A 15,640-nucleotide genomic window follows, 5' to 3' on the forward strand; every position below is an offset into this window, starting at 1 on the left:
CCAGACCGTGTGGCCGTTCGCTGCGGTGACACCCCTCTAGGGCCACCTCCCGATACCGTCAAACGCTTTTTTACAGTTTGAGGTCAGTTTTTGGAAAAACCAGTGTCGCGCGCCTGAGCAAGCCCTCCGTCGACCTTAGCGAGGATGCAGCCGGGTAAGCGCAATGCCGGCAAGGTTCTGGGCTCGACCGATATGCCGGATACGGACGCGGTCAAAATGTTCGGCCAGTGCCCCAGACCGTGTGGCCGTTCGCTGCGGTGACACCCCTCTAGGGCCACCTCCCGATACCGTCAAACGCTTTTTTACAGTTTGAGGTCAGTTTTTGGAAAAACCAGTGTCGCGCGCCTGAGCAAGCCCTCCGTCGACCTTAGCGAGGATGCAGCCGGGTAAGCGCAATGCCGGCAAGGTTCTGGGCTCGACCGATATGCCGGATACGGACGCGGTCAAAATGTTCGGCCAGTGCCGCGAACCTACTCAGGTGCGCTTCCAAGTCTGCCGACCGGCACCGCGCCTTACCGCTGGCTTGGGTCACGACCAGGGTAGAATCGCCTAGCAGCGTGATGTCGCGATCGCCTTCTAGGTGAGCGATCTCCAACGCATGGATCGCGGCTAGCCATTCGGCGTCGCTGTTTGTGCCCTCACCCAGATCGTGCCGGTAGTGGGTAACGCCCTTGCGGACGACAGCACATTCGAACGGGCCAGGGTTTGGCCGGCATCCGCCATCGAAGAACAGCTTGGTCGACTGCCCGTATGTCATCAGGCCTTCGCTCGCACCTTCGTCGTTGCTTTACTCGATGGGTTACGCTTCCTGTGTGCCAGCGCGGCGCCGATCGCGATCATGCCAAGGCCAGCGACTGGCGAACCACGACGGATCGATCGCAGACCGCCCAGCGCCAGAAGCGACGCGGGCAAGCCTGCATGCACGCCCCCCAAATGGGCAACGGCCAAGACCCCTGCCCTGTCCGGCTCTGCAGGCTGAACGATTGACTTCGGATCAATGTCTGTAGCAACCGTGTCAGCCACGGTCGCGCCTCGCGTTCCCATGGGAGTGGCCCCGCCGGTCGTCGTATCGCTCGTCGTCTGGTGTTCAAGTTCCGAATTCAGCTCTGCGCCGAGCAGGAACACATAAGCAGAGAGCCACAGCCATGTCAGCAGGACGATGACCGCGCTGAGCGAGCCATAGGTCGCACCGTAATTCCCGAAGCGCGACACGTAGACGCCGAACCCTATTGTCGCACCGAGCCAGATGACAGTCGCTGCCAGCGATCCCGGGGTCAGCCACGCCCATTTGGCTTTGTGACGATCGGGACCGAAGCGATACAAGCAGGCCGCCGCCGTGACGCCCAGCGACGCGAGCACACCGTAACTCACGAGGCGGATCGCCAGGAGCAGGATCTCTGGCGCGCCGGGTATCAGGCTATCGAGCAGCGCGAACGCCGCGGTCGAGAGGGCGGCGACCAAAGCGAGCATCACGGCACCACCGGTGATCGCGAAGGCAAGCAGGTTCAGCGCGATGAACCCGCGGGTTTCCTTCTCTTCATAGGCGATGTTGAGCGCGGTGACGATCGACGATGCGCCCTTCGTGCCGCCGTACAAGGCGATGCCCAGCGCGATGAGGAGGCCGAAACCCTTCTTGCCTTCCGACGTGTTGACGACCGTCGCGAGTTGGTCGCCGATTACCCTTGCCGCATCTTCGGGAAGGACGTTGAACAGCGCGCGGATGTTCGCGACCACCGTCGCGGTGTCGGCGACCAGACCGTAGATCAACACGACCGACGCGAGCAGCGGGACGATCGCAGCGAACCCGTAGAATGCGGTACCCGCCGCGATCAGACCGATATTGTCGTCGTTCCCCTCGGCCCAGGTACGCTTCAGGACCTTCCACCATTCGCGTGCCGACATCGACCAGGGGCTGGTGGCCTGATGCTCGGATGGTGTTTCGTGCGTGCTCAGCGTCTTGCCCCCTTCGGTATATTGCGGCCCAACGCTGCACGGACGCAAACGGACCCTCAGAGTTGCCGCAAAGCCTGTGCGGGCCGAGCGCCGAGAATGGGCCACGCACCGATCAACCCGATCACCATCGTCAGCCCCGCCCCGCCGAGTAATGTCACCAACACAGTCGCGTAATCCGGGCGCCATTCGAAACTGAAGAGCTGCGTGACGACATACCAGGCACCACCGAGCCCGAGCAGTAACGCGAGTACCGACAGCACGATGCTGAGGAACGCGTATTCGAGCGCCTGTACCGCGAGCACCTGCCGCCGGGTCGCGCCGAGCGTGCGCAGGATCACGCCGTCATAGGTGCGCGCCTCTCGCGCCGCGGCGATCGCGCCGATCAACACCGCGATCCCCGCGAGGATCGCCACCGACGCCGCCGCGGTGATCGCGGTCGCCATCTGCGAGACGATGTCGCGAACCTGGCCTAGAACGCCGCGAACCTCGATCACCGAGACCGACGGAAAGCGCGGCAGCAACGCGCGCATGACGGGCGCTTCCTGCCCCGGTGCGAGCTCGATCGTCGCCGCGAGATTATGCGGGGCATCCTCGATTGCGTTGGGCGAGAACACCATCACGAAATTGAAGCCGAGCGTATCCCAGCTGATCCGGCGGAACGACGCGATGTGCGCGGTCCGCTCGACGCCGAGCAGAGTGTAGGTGAGCGGATCACCGATCTTGAGGTCGAGCACCTTGGCCAGGCGCTCGTCGATCGAGACCAGCGGCTGACCCGTATAGTCACGCGGCCACCACCGACCGGCGGTGAGTTCGCTGCCCTCGGGCAAGGTCGCGGCGTAGGTCAGCCCGCGTTCGCCGCGCAGCGCCCATGCGCCATCGGGCAGCGTCTTGAGATCGGCAACGCGCGTGGTGCCGTAGCCGGTGATCGTGCCGCGCATCGCCGGCACTGTGCGGATGACCGGGTGGGTCGCCACGCCTTCGATGGTCCGGCGGAACTCCGCCTCGCGGTCAGGCGGCACGTCTAGCGCGAACAGCGCCGGTGCGCGCTTGGGTACGGTCAGCACGATGTTCGCATCGATGCTCGTGCGAATACCGGCGAGCAGCACGAACAGCGTCAGGCCAAGACCGAGCGCAACGACCAACGTACCGGTACGCGCCCCAGGGCGGTGGAGTCCGGCAATGGCGAGGCGGAGCAACGGCTTGCGCGAGCGGGGAAGCGCGGCGGCGATCCGGCGTACGGCCCAGCCGAACCCCGCCAAAACCAGCAATACGCCGGCCACCGCCGCGAGGAACCCCGCGCTGAGACCGGGCTGGTCCGCGGTCGACAGCGCGAGTGCGACGATCGCGGCGCCTGCACCGAGGACCCACGGCAAGGTCCGGCGCAGCGGCACGGCACGATTACCGAACACGCCGCGCAACAGGCCCGCCGCGGGAATGCTGCCTGCCTCGATCAGAGGAGGTGCGGTGAAGGCGAGCGCGATCAGCATGCCATAGGCAGTGGCAAGCGCGAGCGGCGCGAACTGAAGCGAGAATTGCGGCGCGACCGGCAGGACGTCGCCTGCTAGCCACACGATCAGCGGCACTGTGGCGGCGCCTGCAACCAGACCGGCAACGATCCCCATCGCGGCGACGACGGCGACTTCAAGAAGGTAGATCTTCGCGATGAGGCCGGACGTCGCGCCGAGCACCTTCAAGGCCGCGATGCTGCTCCGGCGGGCGGCGAGATAGGAGGACACGCCGTTGCCGACGCCGATCCCGGCGATAACCAACGCGGACAGCCCGACCAGCAGCAGGAACTGCCCCATACGGTCGACGAAGCGTTCGGCACCGGGCGCGGCACGGTCGCGCGTCTTGGTTTCCCAGCCGCCGGTCGGGAATGCCGCCTTGAACCGATCGACCGCGGTCGTCGGCGAGGCACTGGGCGACAGGCGCACGCGATATTTGCTCTCGTACAGGCTGCCGGGCTGGACGAGACCGGTGCGCGCGATGCCTGCCATCGAGACGATCGCGACGGGGCCGAGCGTAAAGCCCTCGCCGAGCCGGTCCGGTTCGTTCGCGATCACGCCAGCGACGGTGAAGTCCGCGATCCCAAGCCGTATGCGCGCGCCGCGGCCGATGCCGAGCCGCTGTGCCAGGGCGGGGAAGATCCAGATCGCCTCGGGGTCGTCGACCTTCGCGACCGACCCGCCCTGTACGGCCAGCGTTCCGTAGAGCGGGTAGACCGCGTCGACGCCCTTGAGCTGGACCGGCACGCTGGTGGTGCCGCGGATCGCGGTCGCCTGCATCCGCACGGTTTCGGACACCGTGCCGAGCCGTCCCATCGCCGCGCGCTCGTCAGGCGTGGCGGCGCGCTGCGAGGTGCCGAACTCGATGTCGCCGCCGAGGATCGCGCTACCGCGGGCCGCGAGTTCGCCGTCGATCGACTGCGTCAGGCTGCCGATCGCGGCCAGCGCACCGACGCCGAGGAATAGGCAGGCGAGCAGAAGCCGCAACCCGCGAAACCGAAGGTCGAGTTCGCGACGGGCAAGCCGCCACGCCAGCCGCCATTCGCTCACCGCAAGCGATCCGCGGCGATCCGGCCGTCGGCGAGTTCGACGATGCGATCGCAACGCGCGGCGAGCACGGGGTCATGGGTGATGATGATCAACGTAGCACCGGTCGCGGCGCGGCGGTCGAAGAGGAGGTCCATGACCGAGGCACCGGTGGCGGCGTCAAGATTGCCGGTCGGTTCGTCGCCGAAGACCAGCGCTGGCCGTGGGCCGAGCGCACGGGCGATCGCCACACGCTGCTGCTCGCCGCCGGAAAGCTGCGTGGGATAATGGCCGATCCGGTGCGAGAGACCGACCGCGGCAAGCTCCACTTCCGCGCGCTCGAATGCGTCGGACATCCCGGCCAGTTCCATCGGCACGGCGACGTTCTCGAGCGCGGTCATCGTCGGGAGCAGGTGGAAGGCCTGAAGGACGATCCCGATCCGCCCACGCCGCGCGCGCGCCAAAGCATCCTCGTCGAGCGTGCCGAAATCGAGCCCCGCCACCCGAACCTGGCCGCTCGTCGCGCGCTCGAGTCCAGAGAGCACCGCCATCAGCGACGACTTGCCCGATCCGGATGGCCCGAGCAGCGCGACGCTGGTGCCCTGCGCGATGTCGAGATCGATGCCCTTGAGGATCGTCGTCGCGGCAGTCGAGGCGCCGAGTGTCAGCGTGACATCGCGCGCCGAGATCACCATATCGGCGGAAGCAGGTTCGGACATGGAGACCAATATCTTGGAGAAACAGATGCGATTCTGGCCTCTTTATGGGGGCGGACTGGCGCTTCTCCAAGCGGGGTTGCTGGCCGGCTGCGATCGGACACCCGAAGTCCCTGCCCCGCCGCCTGCGACGAACGTGGTCGCGCCGGTTGTTGCGACCCCAGCCCCGCAGGGTCCCGAGCGCCTGATCCTAGCCTTCGGGGACAGCCTGTATGCCGGCTACGGCCTCGACCGCGGCCAGAGCCTGCCCGATGCCTTGCAGAACCGATTGCGCAAGGACGGGATCAACGCGACGATCGTCAATGCCGGCGTCTCGGGCGATACCAGCGCGGCGGGACGGCAGCGGTTCGCGTTCGCGCTCGACAACATGAAGCGCAAACCAGACCTCATCCTGCTGGGCTTGGGCGGCAACGATGTTCTTCGCCAGATTTCGCCGGCCGAGACGCGCGCCAATATGACGGCGATGATGGACGAGGCGAAGCGTCGCGGCATCCCGGTGATGCTGACCGGCATGATGGCGCCGCCTAATCTGGGTCCGGAGTATTCCTTACAGTTCAACGGGATATGGACCGACTTGGCCAAGACCTATCATGTGACGCTGTACCCGTTCATCCTGGATGGCGTCATCGGTAACGCCGCACTGATGCAGGCGGATCACGTTCATCCCAACCGGACCGGCGTCGACCGGATCACCGCCCGCGTTGCGCCACTGGTGGAAAGCGCGTTAGGACGGTCGCGATGACGGCATTGCATCGTCATCGATAGACTTACGAAGGATCGCGCGATCCACGACGCGCGGTGCGATAATTTGGCGGCGGGACGGCAATAGCCGCGCGCAAGGAAAAGGGTAAAGCATGCAATTGAGCGGTTTGATCGCACGACTGGGGCGGCATCTCGATCTCACCGACGCCGAACGCGAGGCGATCCTGCACGCCGAACGCGGCGAGCGGCGGTTGCGTGCGGGTGACGTGCTCGTCGCAGAAGGTGGCGAAAGCCACGCGCTGTATGTCGTACGACAGGGGTGGCTGCACTCGTCGACCAAGCTGGTCACCGGCGGGCGCCAGATTCTGCGGTTTCATTACGCGGGCGACCTGATCGGAACGTCGAGCATGGCGTGGTCGCAGGCAGCCGCGACGCTGACCGCTATCTCGGACTGCATTGTGATCGATCTGCCGAAGACCGAACTCGGGCTGCTCTTCCGCGCGCAACCGCGGATCGCCGGGCTGCTCTATGCGATCGCCGCCGCCGAGAACGTCGCGATGAGCGACCGGCTGACGACGATCGGACGGATGGGGGCGAGCGAACGGCTGTCGACGCTGCTGCTCGACATCATGGCGCGGCTGCGCGTGACGGCGGGCGGGATCGTCGATTCCTTCGACCTACCGCTGACGCAGACCGATATCGGCGACGCGCTCGGGCTGACCAAGGTGCATGTGAACCGAACGATCCGTGCGCTCGAGAAGGCGGGCGTGATCGAGCGGAACGGGCGGCGGGTCCGGATCGTCGACGAAGCGGCGCTGGTCGCCGCGACCGGGTTTACAGACCGCTACGGCGAGATCGAAACCGCGTGGTTGCCGCCAGCGGTTTGAGGTCGTCCCAATCCTCCCCCGCTAGGGGGAGGTGGCTGGCCCTTGCCAGACGGAGGGGGAGGATGGCGACCACCTCTGCTCCGTGTCCTCCCCCTCCTTCACCTTCGGCGACACCTCCCCCGGGCGGACGAGGATTTTAGGGTCAGCTGCGATCCACGACGAACAGCGTGACGCGGTCGTACTTGATATCGCCAGGGTTGAAGATCGCATCGGGTACGAACGGACGATCCGTCACCTCGATATCCTTCAGCCCGGCGAGCTTGAACGTCCCGAGCTTGATCTCCTTGGGTGGCTGGCCGTCACGCTCGAGCGTCACCGCATCGACGAACACATCGTCGTGCTTGGTGTAGAGGATGTGCGGCGCAAGCGTGCAAACCATCCGGTTGTAGGTCGCGGTGATGCACTTGCGCAACGCGATCGCCTGGAGAAGCAGCGCGTTCGCGTTGTTCGGCGCGGAGGTGTCTGGGGTCGAAGTCATGTTGTGCATCGCAGCATAAGTTTGAGGATCGGTGCCGTTAGGCCGAACGCGACCTTACCCACAAGGGTTAAGTTTTCGCGGCCACCGCTTCGGCTGCGCTTTTACCCGCTGGGCTGGTCGTCGGCAAAGACTTCGTCGGTATGCACGTCGAACCTTACCAACTGCGCCCGACCGAACGTCGTCGTCAGCGCAGTGTCGGTTGCATCGCGGCCCCGCGCCATCAGGATGCGGCCGATCCGCGGCCGGTTGTGGCGCGCGTCGAAGGTGTGCCACGTCCCGCCCAGATACACGTCGAACCATGCCGAGAAATCCATCGGCGCGTCGACCGGCGGGATGCCGATATCGCCGAGATACCCGGTGCAATAGCGCGCGGGGATGTTCATGCACCGGCACAGCGTGATCGCCAGATGCGCGAAGTCGCGGCATACGCCCTGGCGCTCCTGATGAACGTCCCACGCGGTCTTCGTCGGGCGGGCATAGTGATAGCCGAACTCGACATGATCATGGACGAAATCGACGATCGCCTGAACCCGCAGCCAGCCGGCCGGGACATGCCCGAACAGCGACCAGGCGGTCTCGGTCAGCCGGTCGGTCTCGCAATAGCGGCTGCCGAGCAGGTAGATCAGGACGTCGTCGGGCAGATCCTCGACTGCGTGCTGGACGGCGTCCGGCGTGATCGGATCTGGCTCGCCGCTGTCTTCGATCGTGAAGTCGCACGACAGCGTCAGGCCGCCCTTCGGCACAGTGACGCGCGTGCAGACGTTTCCGAACGCGTCGAGGTAATCGTAGGTCGGCACGTCGGGGGTCGCAACGATCCGGTGCGGCGTCACGAGATCCTTGTTGCGGGACGGGTGCAGGCTCAGCATCGCCATCATCGGCGTCGCGACCTCGGTCTCGAAAACTATGTCGTAGCCAGTCCGGATCAGCATGGAAGAGCCCCTTTTCACGCCTGTTTTAAAGTTTGTGCCGAGTGTTGCCCCGCAGCGTCGGCATCATCGAGCGTGATGTCGACCGACACGGTCATATCGAGAAAGCTGCCGGGAAAGCCGCTCCAGGTGCCGGAGATCGGCACGGCCTGGTAGATGTCGCGCGCGACCGCGACGCGGACGAGCCCGCGGTTGCCGACGATCCCGTTGGTCGGATCGAACTCGACCCAGCCCGATCCCGGCAGGTACACGCGGACCCAGGCATGCGTGTTGCCGCCGCCGGTCCGCTGTTCTCGCGCGCTGGGGTTGTAGACATAGCCCGAGATGAATCGGGCCGCGAAGCCGAGCGCGCGGACCGCCTCGATCATCAGCACGGCATAATCGCGACACGTCCCCTTGCGCGTCGCGAGCGTCTCGATCGGCGACTGCGTGCCCTTTTCCGGTCGCGGGACATAGGTGAACTCGCGCCGGATCGTCGCGGTCATGTCCGACAGCATCGCCAGCGTGTCGGTCGGCCCGTCGGTCCGCACGAAGCGCCGTGCCCAGCTGTCGATCTGGCGCAGCGGATCGTGATGCTGACGCTCGATCGAACGAAGCAGGTCGGGCATCTCCTCCGACGAATACGTGAACGGATACAGCCGCGCATACCGCTCGATATCGACGTTCTGCAGTTCGGCCGGCGTGTGCAGCAACTGCACGCGGCTGTCGAAGACGAGCTCCTTCGCGCGCTTGTCGAACGTCGCGATCGCGACCGAATTGCCGAACACGTCCTGTAGCCAGCGGACGTCCGAAGGCTCTGGACTGATCGTCAGCTGCGCATCGATCAGATGCTGGTCGAAGCTCTCGCGCGGGCGAACCATGATCCGATGCTCGCCAAACGCTACCGGATGGCGGTAGGAGTATCGGGTTACATGAGAGAGAGTTAGAGATGGCATCGAGGATCCGTGTCGCATGAAGACCGCTATCAGCCAATCGCTGCTTGGGACCGGAGATGCCGCACCGGTCACATTGGTCAACCCCGAAGGTGCGTCATCGTTCCTGCTGATCGGCGATCATGCAGGGAAAGCCGTGCCGGCCGCGCTCGGCTCGCTGGGGTTGAGCGATGCCGAACTCTCGCGGCACATCGGCTGGGACATCGGCATCGCCGAGCTTGGCCTGCTGTTGGCCGAGCGGCTCGACGCGGTCTTCCTCCGCCAGACCTATTCGCGGCTGGTGATCGACTGCAACCGTAGCGCGCAGCAGCCCGATGCGATCGCCGCCGTCAGCGACGGGACCATGGTGCCCGGCAACCAGGCGCTGTCGGACGCCGACGTCACCGCCCGGTTCGCGGAGATCCACGAGCCTTATCAGGCGGCGATCGCGGTCGAACTCGCCCGCCGCGACGCTCTGGGGATCACGACGACACTCGTCGCGTTGCACAGCTTCACGCCGTCGATGCGCGGCATGGCCCGGCCATGGCAGATCGGCATCCTGCATGACGGCGGCGATACCGGATTTGCGCACGCCCTGCTCGACGTCCTGCGCGAAGAGGCCGACCTGACCGTCGGCGACAACGAACCTTACCGCATGGACCAGATCGACTACACCATTCCGCGCCACGCCTACCCCGCCCGCCCCTATGCGGAGATCGAGATCCGGCAGGATTTGCTGGGCTCGACGGAAGAGTGCGCGGCGTGGGCGGATCGGCTGGCGCGGCTGCTGCCGGTGGCCGCGGCACGCACCTGCGTAGCTTGAACCAGCGCCCGAACCGGGATCGGTTTTCAAATTGGCGCGTTAGGCCGCAGGCCTTGGATTATGAGGTCGCGTCCTCCGACCCCTGAGATACGATGCAGCGACCGACGGCCCCGACCACCGATACCCCTGTTTCGTCGCATGCGAGCGAGGACCGATACCGCGCCTTGGTCGACGCGATCGACGCCGGTTTCTGCATCATAGACCTGCTGTTCGACGGCGAACGCCCCGTCGATTACCGCTTTATCGAGGTCAATCCGCGGTTCGAGAGCCAGACCGGGCTGGTCGATCCGGTCGGCAGGACTGCGAGTGAACTGGTCCCCGATCTCGAAGCCTTCTGGTTCGAGACCTATGGCCGCGTGGCGTCGACCGGCCAATCCGCACGGTTCGATCATGGCTCGGAGCAGATGGGACGGTGGTTCGACGTCCACGCCTTCCGCGTCGGCAACCCCGAAGCCCGGCAGGTCGCGGTATTGTTCACCGATATCTCCGAGCGCCGCAACATCCTCACCGCGGCGCAAGCCAGCGAGGAACGGCTCGGCCAGGCGCTGGCTGCTGGCAACGGCATCGGCACATGGGACTGGGACGTTCCGAACGACCGCGTCACCGCCGACGAGCGGTTCTCGACGTTGTACGGCGTCTCCCCCGAGCTTGGACGCGCCGGTGCGCCGATCGCGCGCTTCTTCGGCAACATCCATCCCGACGATGTGCAAGCCGCGCAGTCCGCAATCGACACGGCCTTACGGACTGGAGGCGATTTCAATGCGGAATACCGTCTCGTACAGCCCGACGGCGCAATCCATTGGGTGACCGCGCAAGGTCGCTGTCGGTTGGCCGCCGATGGTACGCCGCTCCGCTTCCCCGGCATCAGCTTCGACATCACTGAGCGCAAGCAGGCCGAATTGCGACAGCGCGCGCTGCTCGAGTTGAGCGACGCGATCCGCGATCTGACCGAACCCGACGAGATCGCCTATGCCGCCTCCGCGATCCTGGGCCGCGCCTGGCAGGTCAGCCGGGTAGGCTATGGCACCATCGACAAGGTGAACGAGACGATCACGGTCAAGCGCGACTGGAACGCCAACGGCGTCACGACGCTCGCCGGCACGCTGCATTTCCGGGCGCACGGAACATACATTGAGGACCTCAAGGCCGGACGAACGGTGGCGATCGCCGATGTCGACAAGGACGACCGGACGCGCGACACCGCCGATGTTTTGAAGGCGATCGACGCGTGGTCGTTCGTCAACATGCCGCTCCTCGAACAGGATGATTTCGTCGCGTTGCTCTACGCCAACCACGCCGTTGCGCGGGTGTGGAGCGACGATGACCTTGTCCTCATGCGGGAAGTTGCCGAGCGAGTCCGGGCCGCCACCGAACGGCTGCGTGCGGAAACCGCGCGGCGCGAGAGCGAGGAACAGTTCCGGGTCTTCGCCGAAGCCGTGCCGAACCAGATCTGGGCGGCCAGGCCTGACGGGCATCTCTATTGGTTCAACCGCCAGGTCTATGACTATAACGGCCTCGAACCCGGTGCGCTCGACGGTATCGGCACCTGGAGGGACCGCGTCCATCCCGACGATTACCCAGCTGCCTCCGAAGCTTGGCGGCATTCTCTTGCAACCGGTGAGCGGTACAGCGTCGAGTATAGGGCGCGGAGCAAGGATGGCGACTATCGCTGGTTCCTGGTTCGTGCGGACGCGGTCCGAGCGCCCGACGGCACGATTCTTCGCTGGGTCGGGACCAACACCGACATCGACGACAGCCGCCGCCAAACGGCCGAACTCGCGCGCTGGAACGAGACGCTGGAGGATCAGGTTGCGACCCGGACGCGCGAACTCATGGTGGCCGAGGAAGCGTTGCGGCAGAGCCAAAAGATGGAGGCCGTTGGCCAGCTTACCGGCGGGATCGCACATGATTTCAATAATTTGCTGACCGGCATTACCGGCAGCTTGGAACTGCTCGGCATACGGATAGCCCAGGGGCGGCTGAACGATGTCGAACGCTATTCGCTGGCCGCGCAAGGAGCTGCAAAGCGTGCGGCGGCGTTGACCCACCGGTTGCTTGCTTTCTCACGGCGACAGACACTCGATCCCAAGCCGACCGACGTCAACCGACTGGTCGGGGGAATCGAGGATATGGTCCGGCGCACGGTCGGTCCCGAAGTCGAGGTCGAGGTCGTCGCCTCGGTCGGGTTGTGGGCGACCTTGGTCGATCCTCACCAGTTGGAGAACGCGCTACTCAACCTGTGCATTAACGCCCGCGACGCGATGCCGGGTGGCGGGCGACTGACGATCGAGACTGCCAATCGCTGGATCGATGCGAGGACGGCGCGCGAGCGCGAACTCGACGCCGGACAATATGTGTCGCTATGCGTGTCCGATACCGGCACGGGCATGACCCCGGAGGTGATCGCCAAAGCGTTCGATCCGTTCTTCACGACCAAGCCGCTCGGGCTCGGCACGGGCCTCGGCCTGTCAATGATCTACGGCTTTGCCCGGCAATCCGGCGGGCATGTCCGGATCTACTCGGAGGTCGGCGAGGGCACCAACGTCTGCATCTACCTCCCGCGGCATTTCGGTGAAGCCGAGGATACCGAGACCGTCGCCGGACACGCCGAAGCCCCGCGTGCGAACGCCGGCGAAACGGTGCTCGTGGTCGACGACGAACCGACCGTCCGAATGCTGGTGATGGAGGTGCTCGAGGAGCTTGGCTACGCGGCGATCGAAGCGGCAGACGGGGCATCAGGGCTCAAACTGCTCCAGTCCGACATTCGCATCGACCTGCTGGTCACCGACGTCGGCCTTCCCGGCGGCATGAACGGGCGACAGATGGCCGACGCGGCGCGGATCGGGCGGCCGGACCTCAAGATCCTCTTCATCACCGGCTATGCGGAGAATGCGGTCGTCGGCAACGGTCATCTCGATCCCGGCATGCATGTCATGACAAAGCCGTTCGCGATGGAAGCCCTGGCCACGCGCATCAAGGATCTGATCGTTGCGGGATGATGGGGCGGCGTGTGGAGTCGGATCCTCCCCCACTCCGTCATCCTGACGAAAGTCAGCATCCAGAGCAACGGGCGCCGCCAATCGTGGCGCTGGATCCTGACTTTCGTCAGGATAACGTCGGATGTTTTGATCCCCCGTAGAACCTCAAACCATGTTGCATCGCGGTAACAGTCGCGACGCCATTCGCATTCATGGCAACATTGTCACTTGATATGATGTATCATCAAATCTACCCGATTTGTCGTACAGGGACGACACAAGGGAATTTCATGAAGACGATGCTGTTCGGCGCCACCGCCCTGGCTGCGCTCCTCTCCTCGCAGGCGCATGCGCAAACCGTCGCCACGGATGCTCCGGCCCCTGCCCCGACTCCCACATCGGTGGGCTCGACCAACCAGCGCGACATCATCGTCACCGCGCCGATACAGACCAGCGAGCGCGACGTTCTGCAAGGCACCACCGTCCTGACCGGTCAGGAACTCACCCGCCAGCTGCGCCCGTCGATCGGCGAGACGCTCGCCCGCCAGCCCGGCGTGTCGGCCAGTTCGTTCGGCCCGAGCGCCTCACGCCCGATCCTCCGCGGCTTCCAGGGCGACCGTATCCGAGTGCTGACAGACGGGATCGGCTCGATCGACGTCTCGAACACCTCGGTCGACCACGCCGTCATCATCGACCCGCTGCTCGCCGAGCGCATCGAAATCCTCCGCGGCCCCAGCGCGCTGCTCTATGGCACGTCGGCCGTCGGCGGCGTCGTCAACGTCATAGACACCCGCATCCCGCGCACGGTGCCCGAGAACGGCTACCGCGTGAACGGCATCGCCAATTACGGTTCGGCCGCCAATGAGCGTTCCGGCGGCATGGCCGGCGACGTCGCAGTGGGCCAGCACCTCGTCCTTCACGCCGATGGCTCGTACCTCAAGTCGGGCGACCTGCGCACTGGCGGCTACATCCTCTCGCGCGATGCCCGCGCCCAGGCGCAGGCCACCGCCGCCCTCCCCGTCGATCCCAACGAAGCCGACCCGATCGATTATGCCGCATCGGCGCAGTTGAAGGGCAAGCTCCCCAACACGCAGGCCGAAACCTGGACCGCTGGTGCCGGCGCGTCGATCATTACCGACAACGGCAATCTCGGCATCTCGTACAGCCACTACGACAGCCTCTACGGCGTGCCGATCCGCTACGCCACGCAGCCTGGCCAGGAGCAGGAAGCGCCGCGCCTCGACGTCGTCCAGAACCGCGTCGACCTGCGCGGCGAGATCGACACCGGCGGCGATTTCATCAGCAAGATCCGCGTTCGCGCCGGCCAGGCCAGCTATCGCCATTTCGAACTCGAGGAGGACAACTCCGTCGGCACCGCCTTCTATAACAAGGGCCTCGAAGGTCGTCTCGAAGTCGTCCAGGCGAACCGCGGCGGCTGGCAGGGCGCATCGGGCGTGCAGTTCTACAACCGCATCTTCAACGTGGTCGGCGACGAGGCCTTCCTGCCGAAGAACGAGACCAACCAGACGGGCCTCTTCACGCTCCAGCAATACGAGTCCGGCAAGTTCCACGCCGAGGGTGGCGTCCGCTACGAGATCACCGATCTCGCCGCGCGCACGCCCGAGGACGACCTGCGCTTCTTCCGCGGCAGCCAGAGCTATCATTCGGTCTCGGGTTCGCTTGGCGCATCCTACGCGCTGACCGACAGCATCCGCGTCGGCCTGAACGGCTCGCGCACCGAGCGTGCGCCATCGGCGGAAGAATTGTTCGCGAACGGCGCCCACGCCGGCACGCAGGCGTACGAACTCGGCAATCCGAACTTCCGGCTCGAGAAGTCATGGGGTCTCGAAGGCACGCTGCACGCACATGGCGACGGCTTCAGCTTCGACGCATCGGCCTATTACAACTGGTTCTCGAACTACATCTCGGAGAACCAGGTCGCGTCGACCGTCTGCCAGGCGGCGGCCGATCACTCGGGCCGCACCGTCGACCTGCCCTGCTTCCAGTACCAGCAGGCCGATGCGCGCTATTACGGGTTCGAGGCTGATGCGTCGGTGAAGGTCGCACAGATCGGCGGCTATGCGGTCAATGCCGACGTGCTCGGCGACTACGTCCACGCCAACATCGTCGACCAAGGCCCCGTCCCACGCATTCCGCCGATGCGCGTGCTGGGCGGTATCGAGGCGCAGGGCGACCGGATCAACGGCCGCGTCGAGGTCGAGCACGTGTTCGACCAGAACCGCATCGCCGCGTTCGAGACGAAGACCAACGAGTACACGATGGTTAACGCCTCGATCGGTCTCAGCCCGTTCGGCAAGGATTCGAAGACGACGCTGTTGCTGAGCGCGAACAATCTGTTCGATGTGAACGCACGCCGCGCAACGAGCTTCCTCAAGGACTTCGCACCGCTCGCCGGCCGCGATTTCCGCGCTACGTTGCGCTTCGGGCTGTAACCCCTATTGGCCGTTCCCGCATCGAAGCGGGAACGGCCGGTATGCGATCACTTGCCGATCAGGACATCGCTCGCCTTGATCAGGACGGTCACGGTATCGCCGGTCGCAAGTGCGAGGTCGGCGATCGCTTCCTCTGTGATGTTCGCGGTGACGACGTTGCCACCGCCGATGTCGACCTTGATCGAACCGTTGACCGCACCCGGCGTGATCGAGACGATGGTGCCGGAAATCTGGTTGCGTGCGCTGATCTTCATCGTTCTGTTCCTTCTGAAACCGTTCCCC

Annotated in this window: 13 protein-coding genes and 1 pseudogene; 6 read left to right on the forward strand and 8 right to left on the reverse strand. The window is 65.2% G+C overall.

The window, feature by feature from the left end:
- Positions 1 to 367 precede the first annotated feature (367 nt).
- The 4 genes from ASE69_RS19440 to ASE69_RS19455 form a co-directional block, all read right to left on the reverse strand.
- On the reverse strand, positions 368 to 757 hold the full coding sequence (locus tag ASE69_RS19440; RefSeq protein ID WP_056490390.1) for a reverse transcriptase-like protein: 390 nt from the start codon (positions 755 to 757) through the stop codon (positions 368 to 370).
- Positions 757 to 1,902, reverse strand: a complete 1,146-nt coding sequence (locus tag ASE69_RS19445) for a YihY/virulence factor BrkB family protein (RefSeq protein ID WP_082453259.1) — start codon at positions 1,900 to 1,902, stop codon at positions 757 to 759. Before ASE69_RS19445 ends, ASE69_RS19440 begins: the two co-directional genes overlap by 1 nt.
- Before the next feature lie 107 nt (positions 1,903 to 2,009).
- Positions 2,010 to 4,508, reverse strand: a complete 2,499-nt coding sequence (locus tag ASE69_RS19450; RefSeq protein ID WP_056490393.1) for an ABC transporter permease — start codon at positions 4,506 to 4,508, stop codon at positions 2,010 to 2,012.
- On the reverse strand, positions 4,505 to 5,203 hold the full coding sequence (locus ASE69_RS19455; RefSeq protein ID WP_056490396.1) for an ABC transporter ATP-binding protein: 699 nt from the start codon (positions 5,201 to 5,203) through the stop codon (positions 4,505 to 4,507). The genes ASE69_RS19450 and ASE69_RS19455 overlap by 4 nt, the downstream gene beginning before the upstream one ends.
- A gap of 25 nt (positions 5,204 to 5,228) precedes the next feature.
- Here ASE69_RS19455 and ASE69_RS19460 point away from each other — a divergent pair, with 25 nt between their 5' ends.
- Positions 5,229 to 5,942, forward strand: a complete 714-nt coding sequence (locus tag ASE69_RS19460) for an arylesterase (protein ID WP_156362424.1) — start codon at positions 5,229 to 5,231, stop codon at positions 5,940 to 5,942.
- 118 nt (positions 5,943 to 6,060) lie between these two features.
- Complete coding sequence (locus ASE69_RS19465) at positions 6,061 to 6,789, forward strand: Crp/Fnr family transcriptional regulator (RefSeq protein WP_162236896.1); 729 nt, start codon at positions 6,061 to 6,063, stop codon at positions 6,787 to 6,789.
- Positions 6,790 to 6,931: 142 nt separating this feature from the next.
- Here ASE69_RS19465 and ASE69_RS19470 read toward each other — a convergent pair whose 3' ends face one another.
- The 3 genes from ASE69_RS19470 to ASE69_RS19480 form a co-directional block, all read right to left on the reverse strand.
- Positions 6,932 to 7,267, reverse strand: a complete 336-nt coding sequence (locus tag ASE69_RS19470) for a hypothetical protein (protein ID WP_056063484.1) — start codon at positions 7,265 to 7,267, stop codon at positions 6,932 to 6,934.
- A 101-nt stretch (positions 7,268 to 7,368) separates the two neighbouring features.
- The gene (locus ASE69_RS19475) at positions 7,369 to 8,196 is read right to left on the reverse strand and encodes a transglutaminase-like domain-containing protein (protein WP_056490401.1); all 828 of its coding nucleotides are present in this window, start codon (positions 8,194 to 8,196) and stop codon (positions 7,369 to 7,371) included.
- Positions 8,197 to 8,210: 14 nt separating this feature from the next.
- A complete protein-coding gene (locus tag ASE69_RS19480) occupies positions 8,211 to 9,146 on the reverse strand; it encodes a transglutaminase family protein (RefSeq protein WP_321163591.1) in 936 nt (311 codons plus the stop codon).
- Here ASE69_RS19480 and ASE69_RS19485 point away from each other — a divergent pair.
- The 4 genes and pseudogenes from ASE69_RS19485 to ASE69_RS19495 all read left to right on the forward strand — a co-directional run bounded on the left by ASE69_RS19485 (position 9,145) and on the right by ASE69_RS19495 (position 15,358).
- Positions 9,145 to 9,927 carry an N-formylglutamate amidohydrolase gene (locus ASE69_RS19485; RefSeq protein ID WP_056490407.1) on the forward strand — a complete coding sequence of 261 codons (783 nt, stop codon included), beginning with the start codon at positions 9,145 to 9,147 and terminating at the stop codon, positions 9,925 to 9,927. The two genes, ASE69_RS19480 and ASE69_RS19485, sit on opposite strands and share 2 nt — an antisense overlap.
- 92 nt (positions 9,928 to 10,019) lie before the next feature.
- Positions 10,020 to 10,781 (forward strand): annotated as a pseudogene (locus tag ASE69_RS23520) (PAS domain-containing protein); the annotation flags it as partial.
- A gap of 69 nt (positions 10,782 to 10,850) precedes the next feature.
- Entirely contained in the window at positions 10,851 to 12,926 is a 2,076-nt protein-coding gene (locus ASE69_RS19490; protein ID WP_414883510.1) for a PAS domain-containing protein, read from the forward strand.
- A 269-nt stretch (positions 12,927 to 13,195) separates the two neighbouring features.
- Positions 13,196 to 15,358: a TonB-dependent receptor gene (locus ASE69_RS19495; RefSeq protein ID WP_056490413.1), complete on the forward strand. Its 2,163-nt coding sequence runs from the start codon at positions 13,196 to 13,198 to the stop codon at positions 15,356 to 15,358.
- Between the two features lie 47 nt (positions 15,359 to 15,405).
- Here the strand turns inward: ASE69_RS19495 and ASE69_RS19500 are convergent, their stop codons facing one another.
- The gene (locus ASE69_RS19500) at positions 15,406 to 15,612 is read right to left on the reverse strand and encodes a TOBE domain-containing protein (protein WP_056063255.1); all 207 of its coding nucleotides are present in this window, start codon (positions 15,610 to 15,612) and stop codon (positions 15,406 to 15,408) included.
- Positions 15,613 to 15,640: the final 28 nt, after the last annotated feature.

The organism is Sphingomonas sp. Leaf208, from assembly GCF_001421415.1.
Lineage (GTDB): Bacteria > Pseudomonadota > Alphaproteobacteria > Sphingomonadales > Sphingomonadaceae > Sphingomonas.

Bases quoted from the DNA above. Each gene is read 5' to 3' on its own strand.
- ASE69_RS19440 (WP_056490390.1), bottom strand. From the start codon at position 757: ATGACATACGGGCAGTCGACCAAGCTGTTCTTCGATGGCGGATGCCGG.
- ASE69_RS19445 (WP_082453259.1), bottom strand. From the start codon at position 1,902: ATGTCGGCACGCGAATGGTGGAAGGTCCTGAAGCGTACCTGGGCCGAG.
- ASE69_RS19455 (WP_056490396.1), bottom strand. From the start codon at position 5,203: ATGTCCGAACCTGCTTCCGCCGATATGGTGATCTCGGCGCGCGATGTC.
- ASE69_RS19460 (WP_156362424.1), top strand. From the start codon at position 5,229: ATGCGATTCTGGCCTCTTTATGGGGGCGGACTGGCGCTTCTCCAAGCG.
- ASE69_RS19470 (WP_056063484.1), bottom strand. From the start codon at position 7,267: ATGACTTCGACCCCAGACACCTCCGCGCCGAACAACGCGAACGCGCTG.
- ASE69_RS19475 (WP_056490401.1), bottom strand. From the start codon at position 8,196: ATGCTGATCCGGACTGGCTACGACATAGTTTTCGAGACCGAGGTCGCG.
- ASE69_RS19485 (WP_056490407.1), top strand. From the start codon at position 9,145: ATGAAGACCGCTATCAGCCAATCGCTGCTTGGGACCGGAGATGCCGCA.
- ASE69_RS19480 (WP_321163591.1), bottom strand. From the start codon at position 9,146: ATGCGACACGGATCCTCGATGCCATCTCTAACTCTCTCTCATGTAACC.
- ASE69_RS19495 (WP_056490413.1), top strand. From the start codon at position 13,196: ATGAAGACGATGCTGTTCGGCGCCACCGCCCTGGCTGCGCTCCTCTCC.
- ASE69_RS19500 (WP_056063255.1), bottom strand. From the start codon at position 15,612: ATGAAGATCAGCGCACGCAACCAGATTTCCGGCACCATCGTCTCGATC.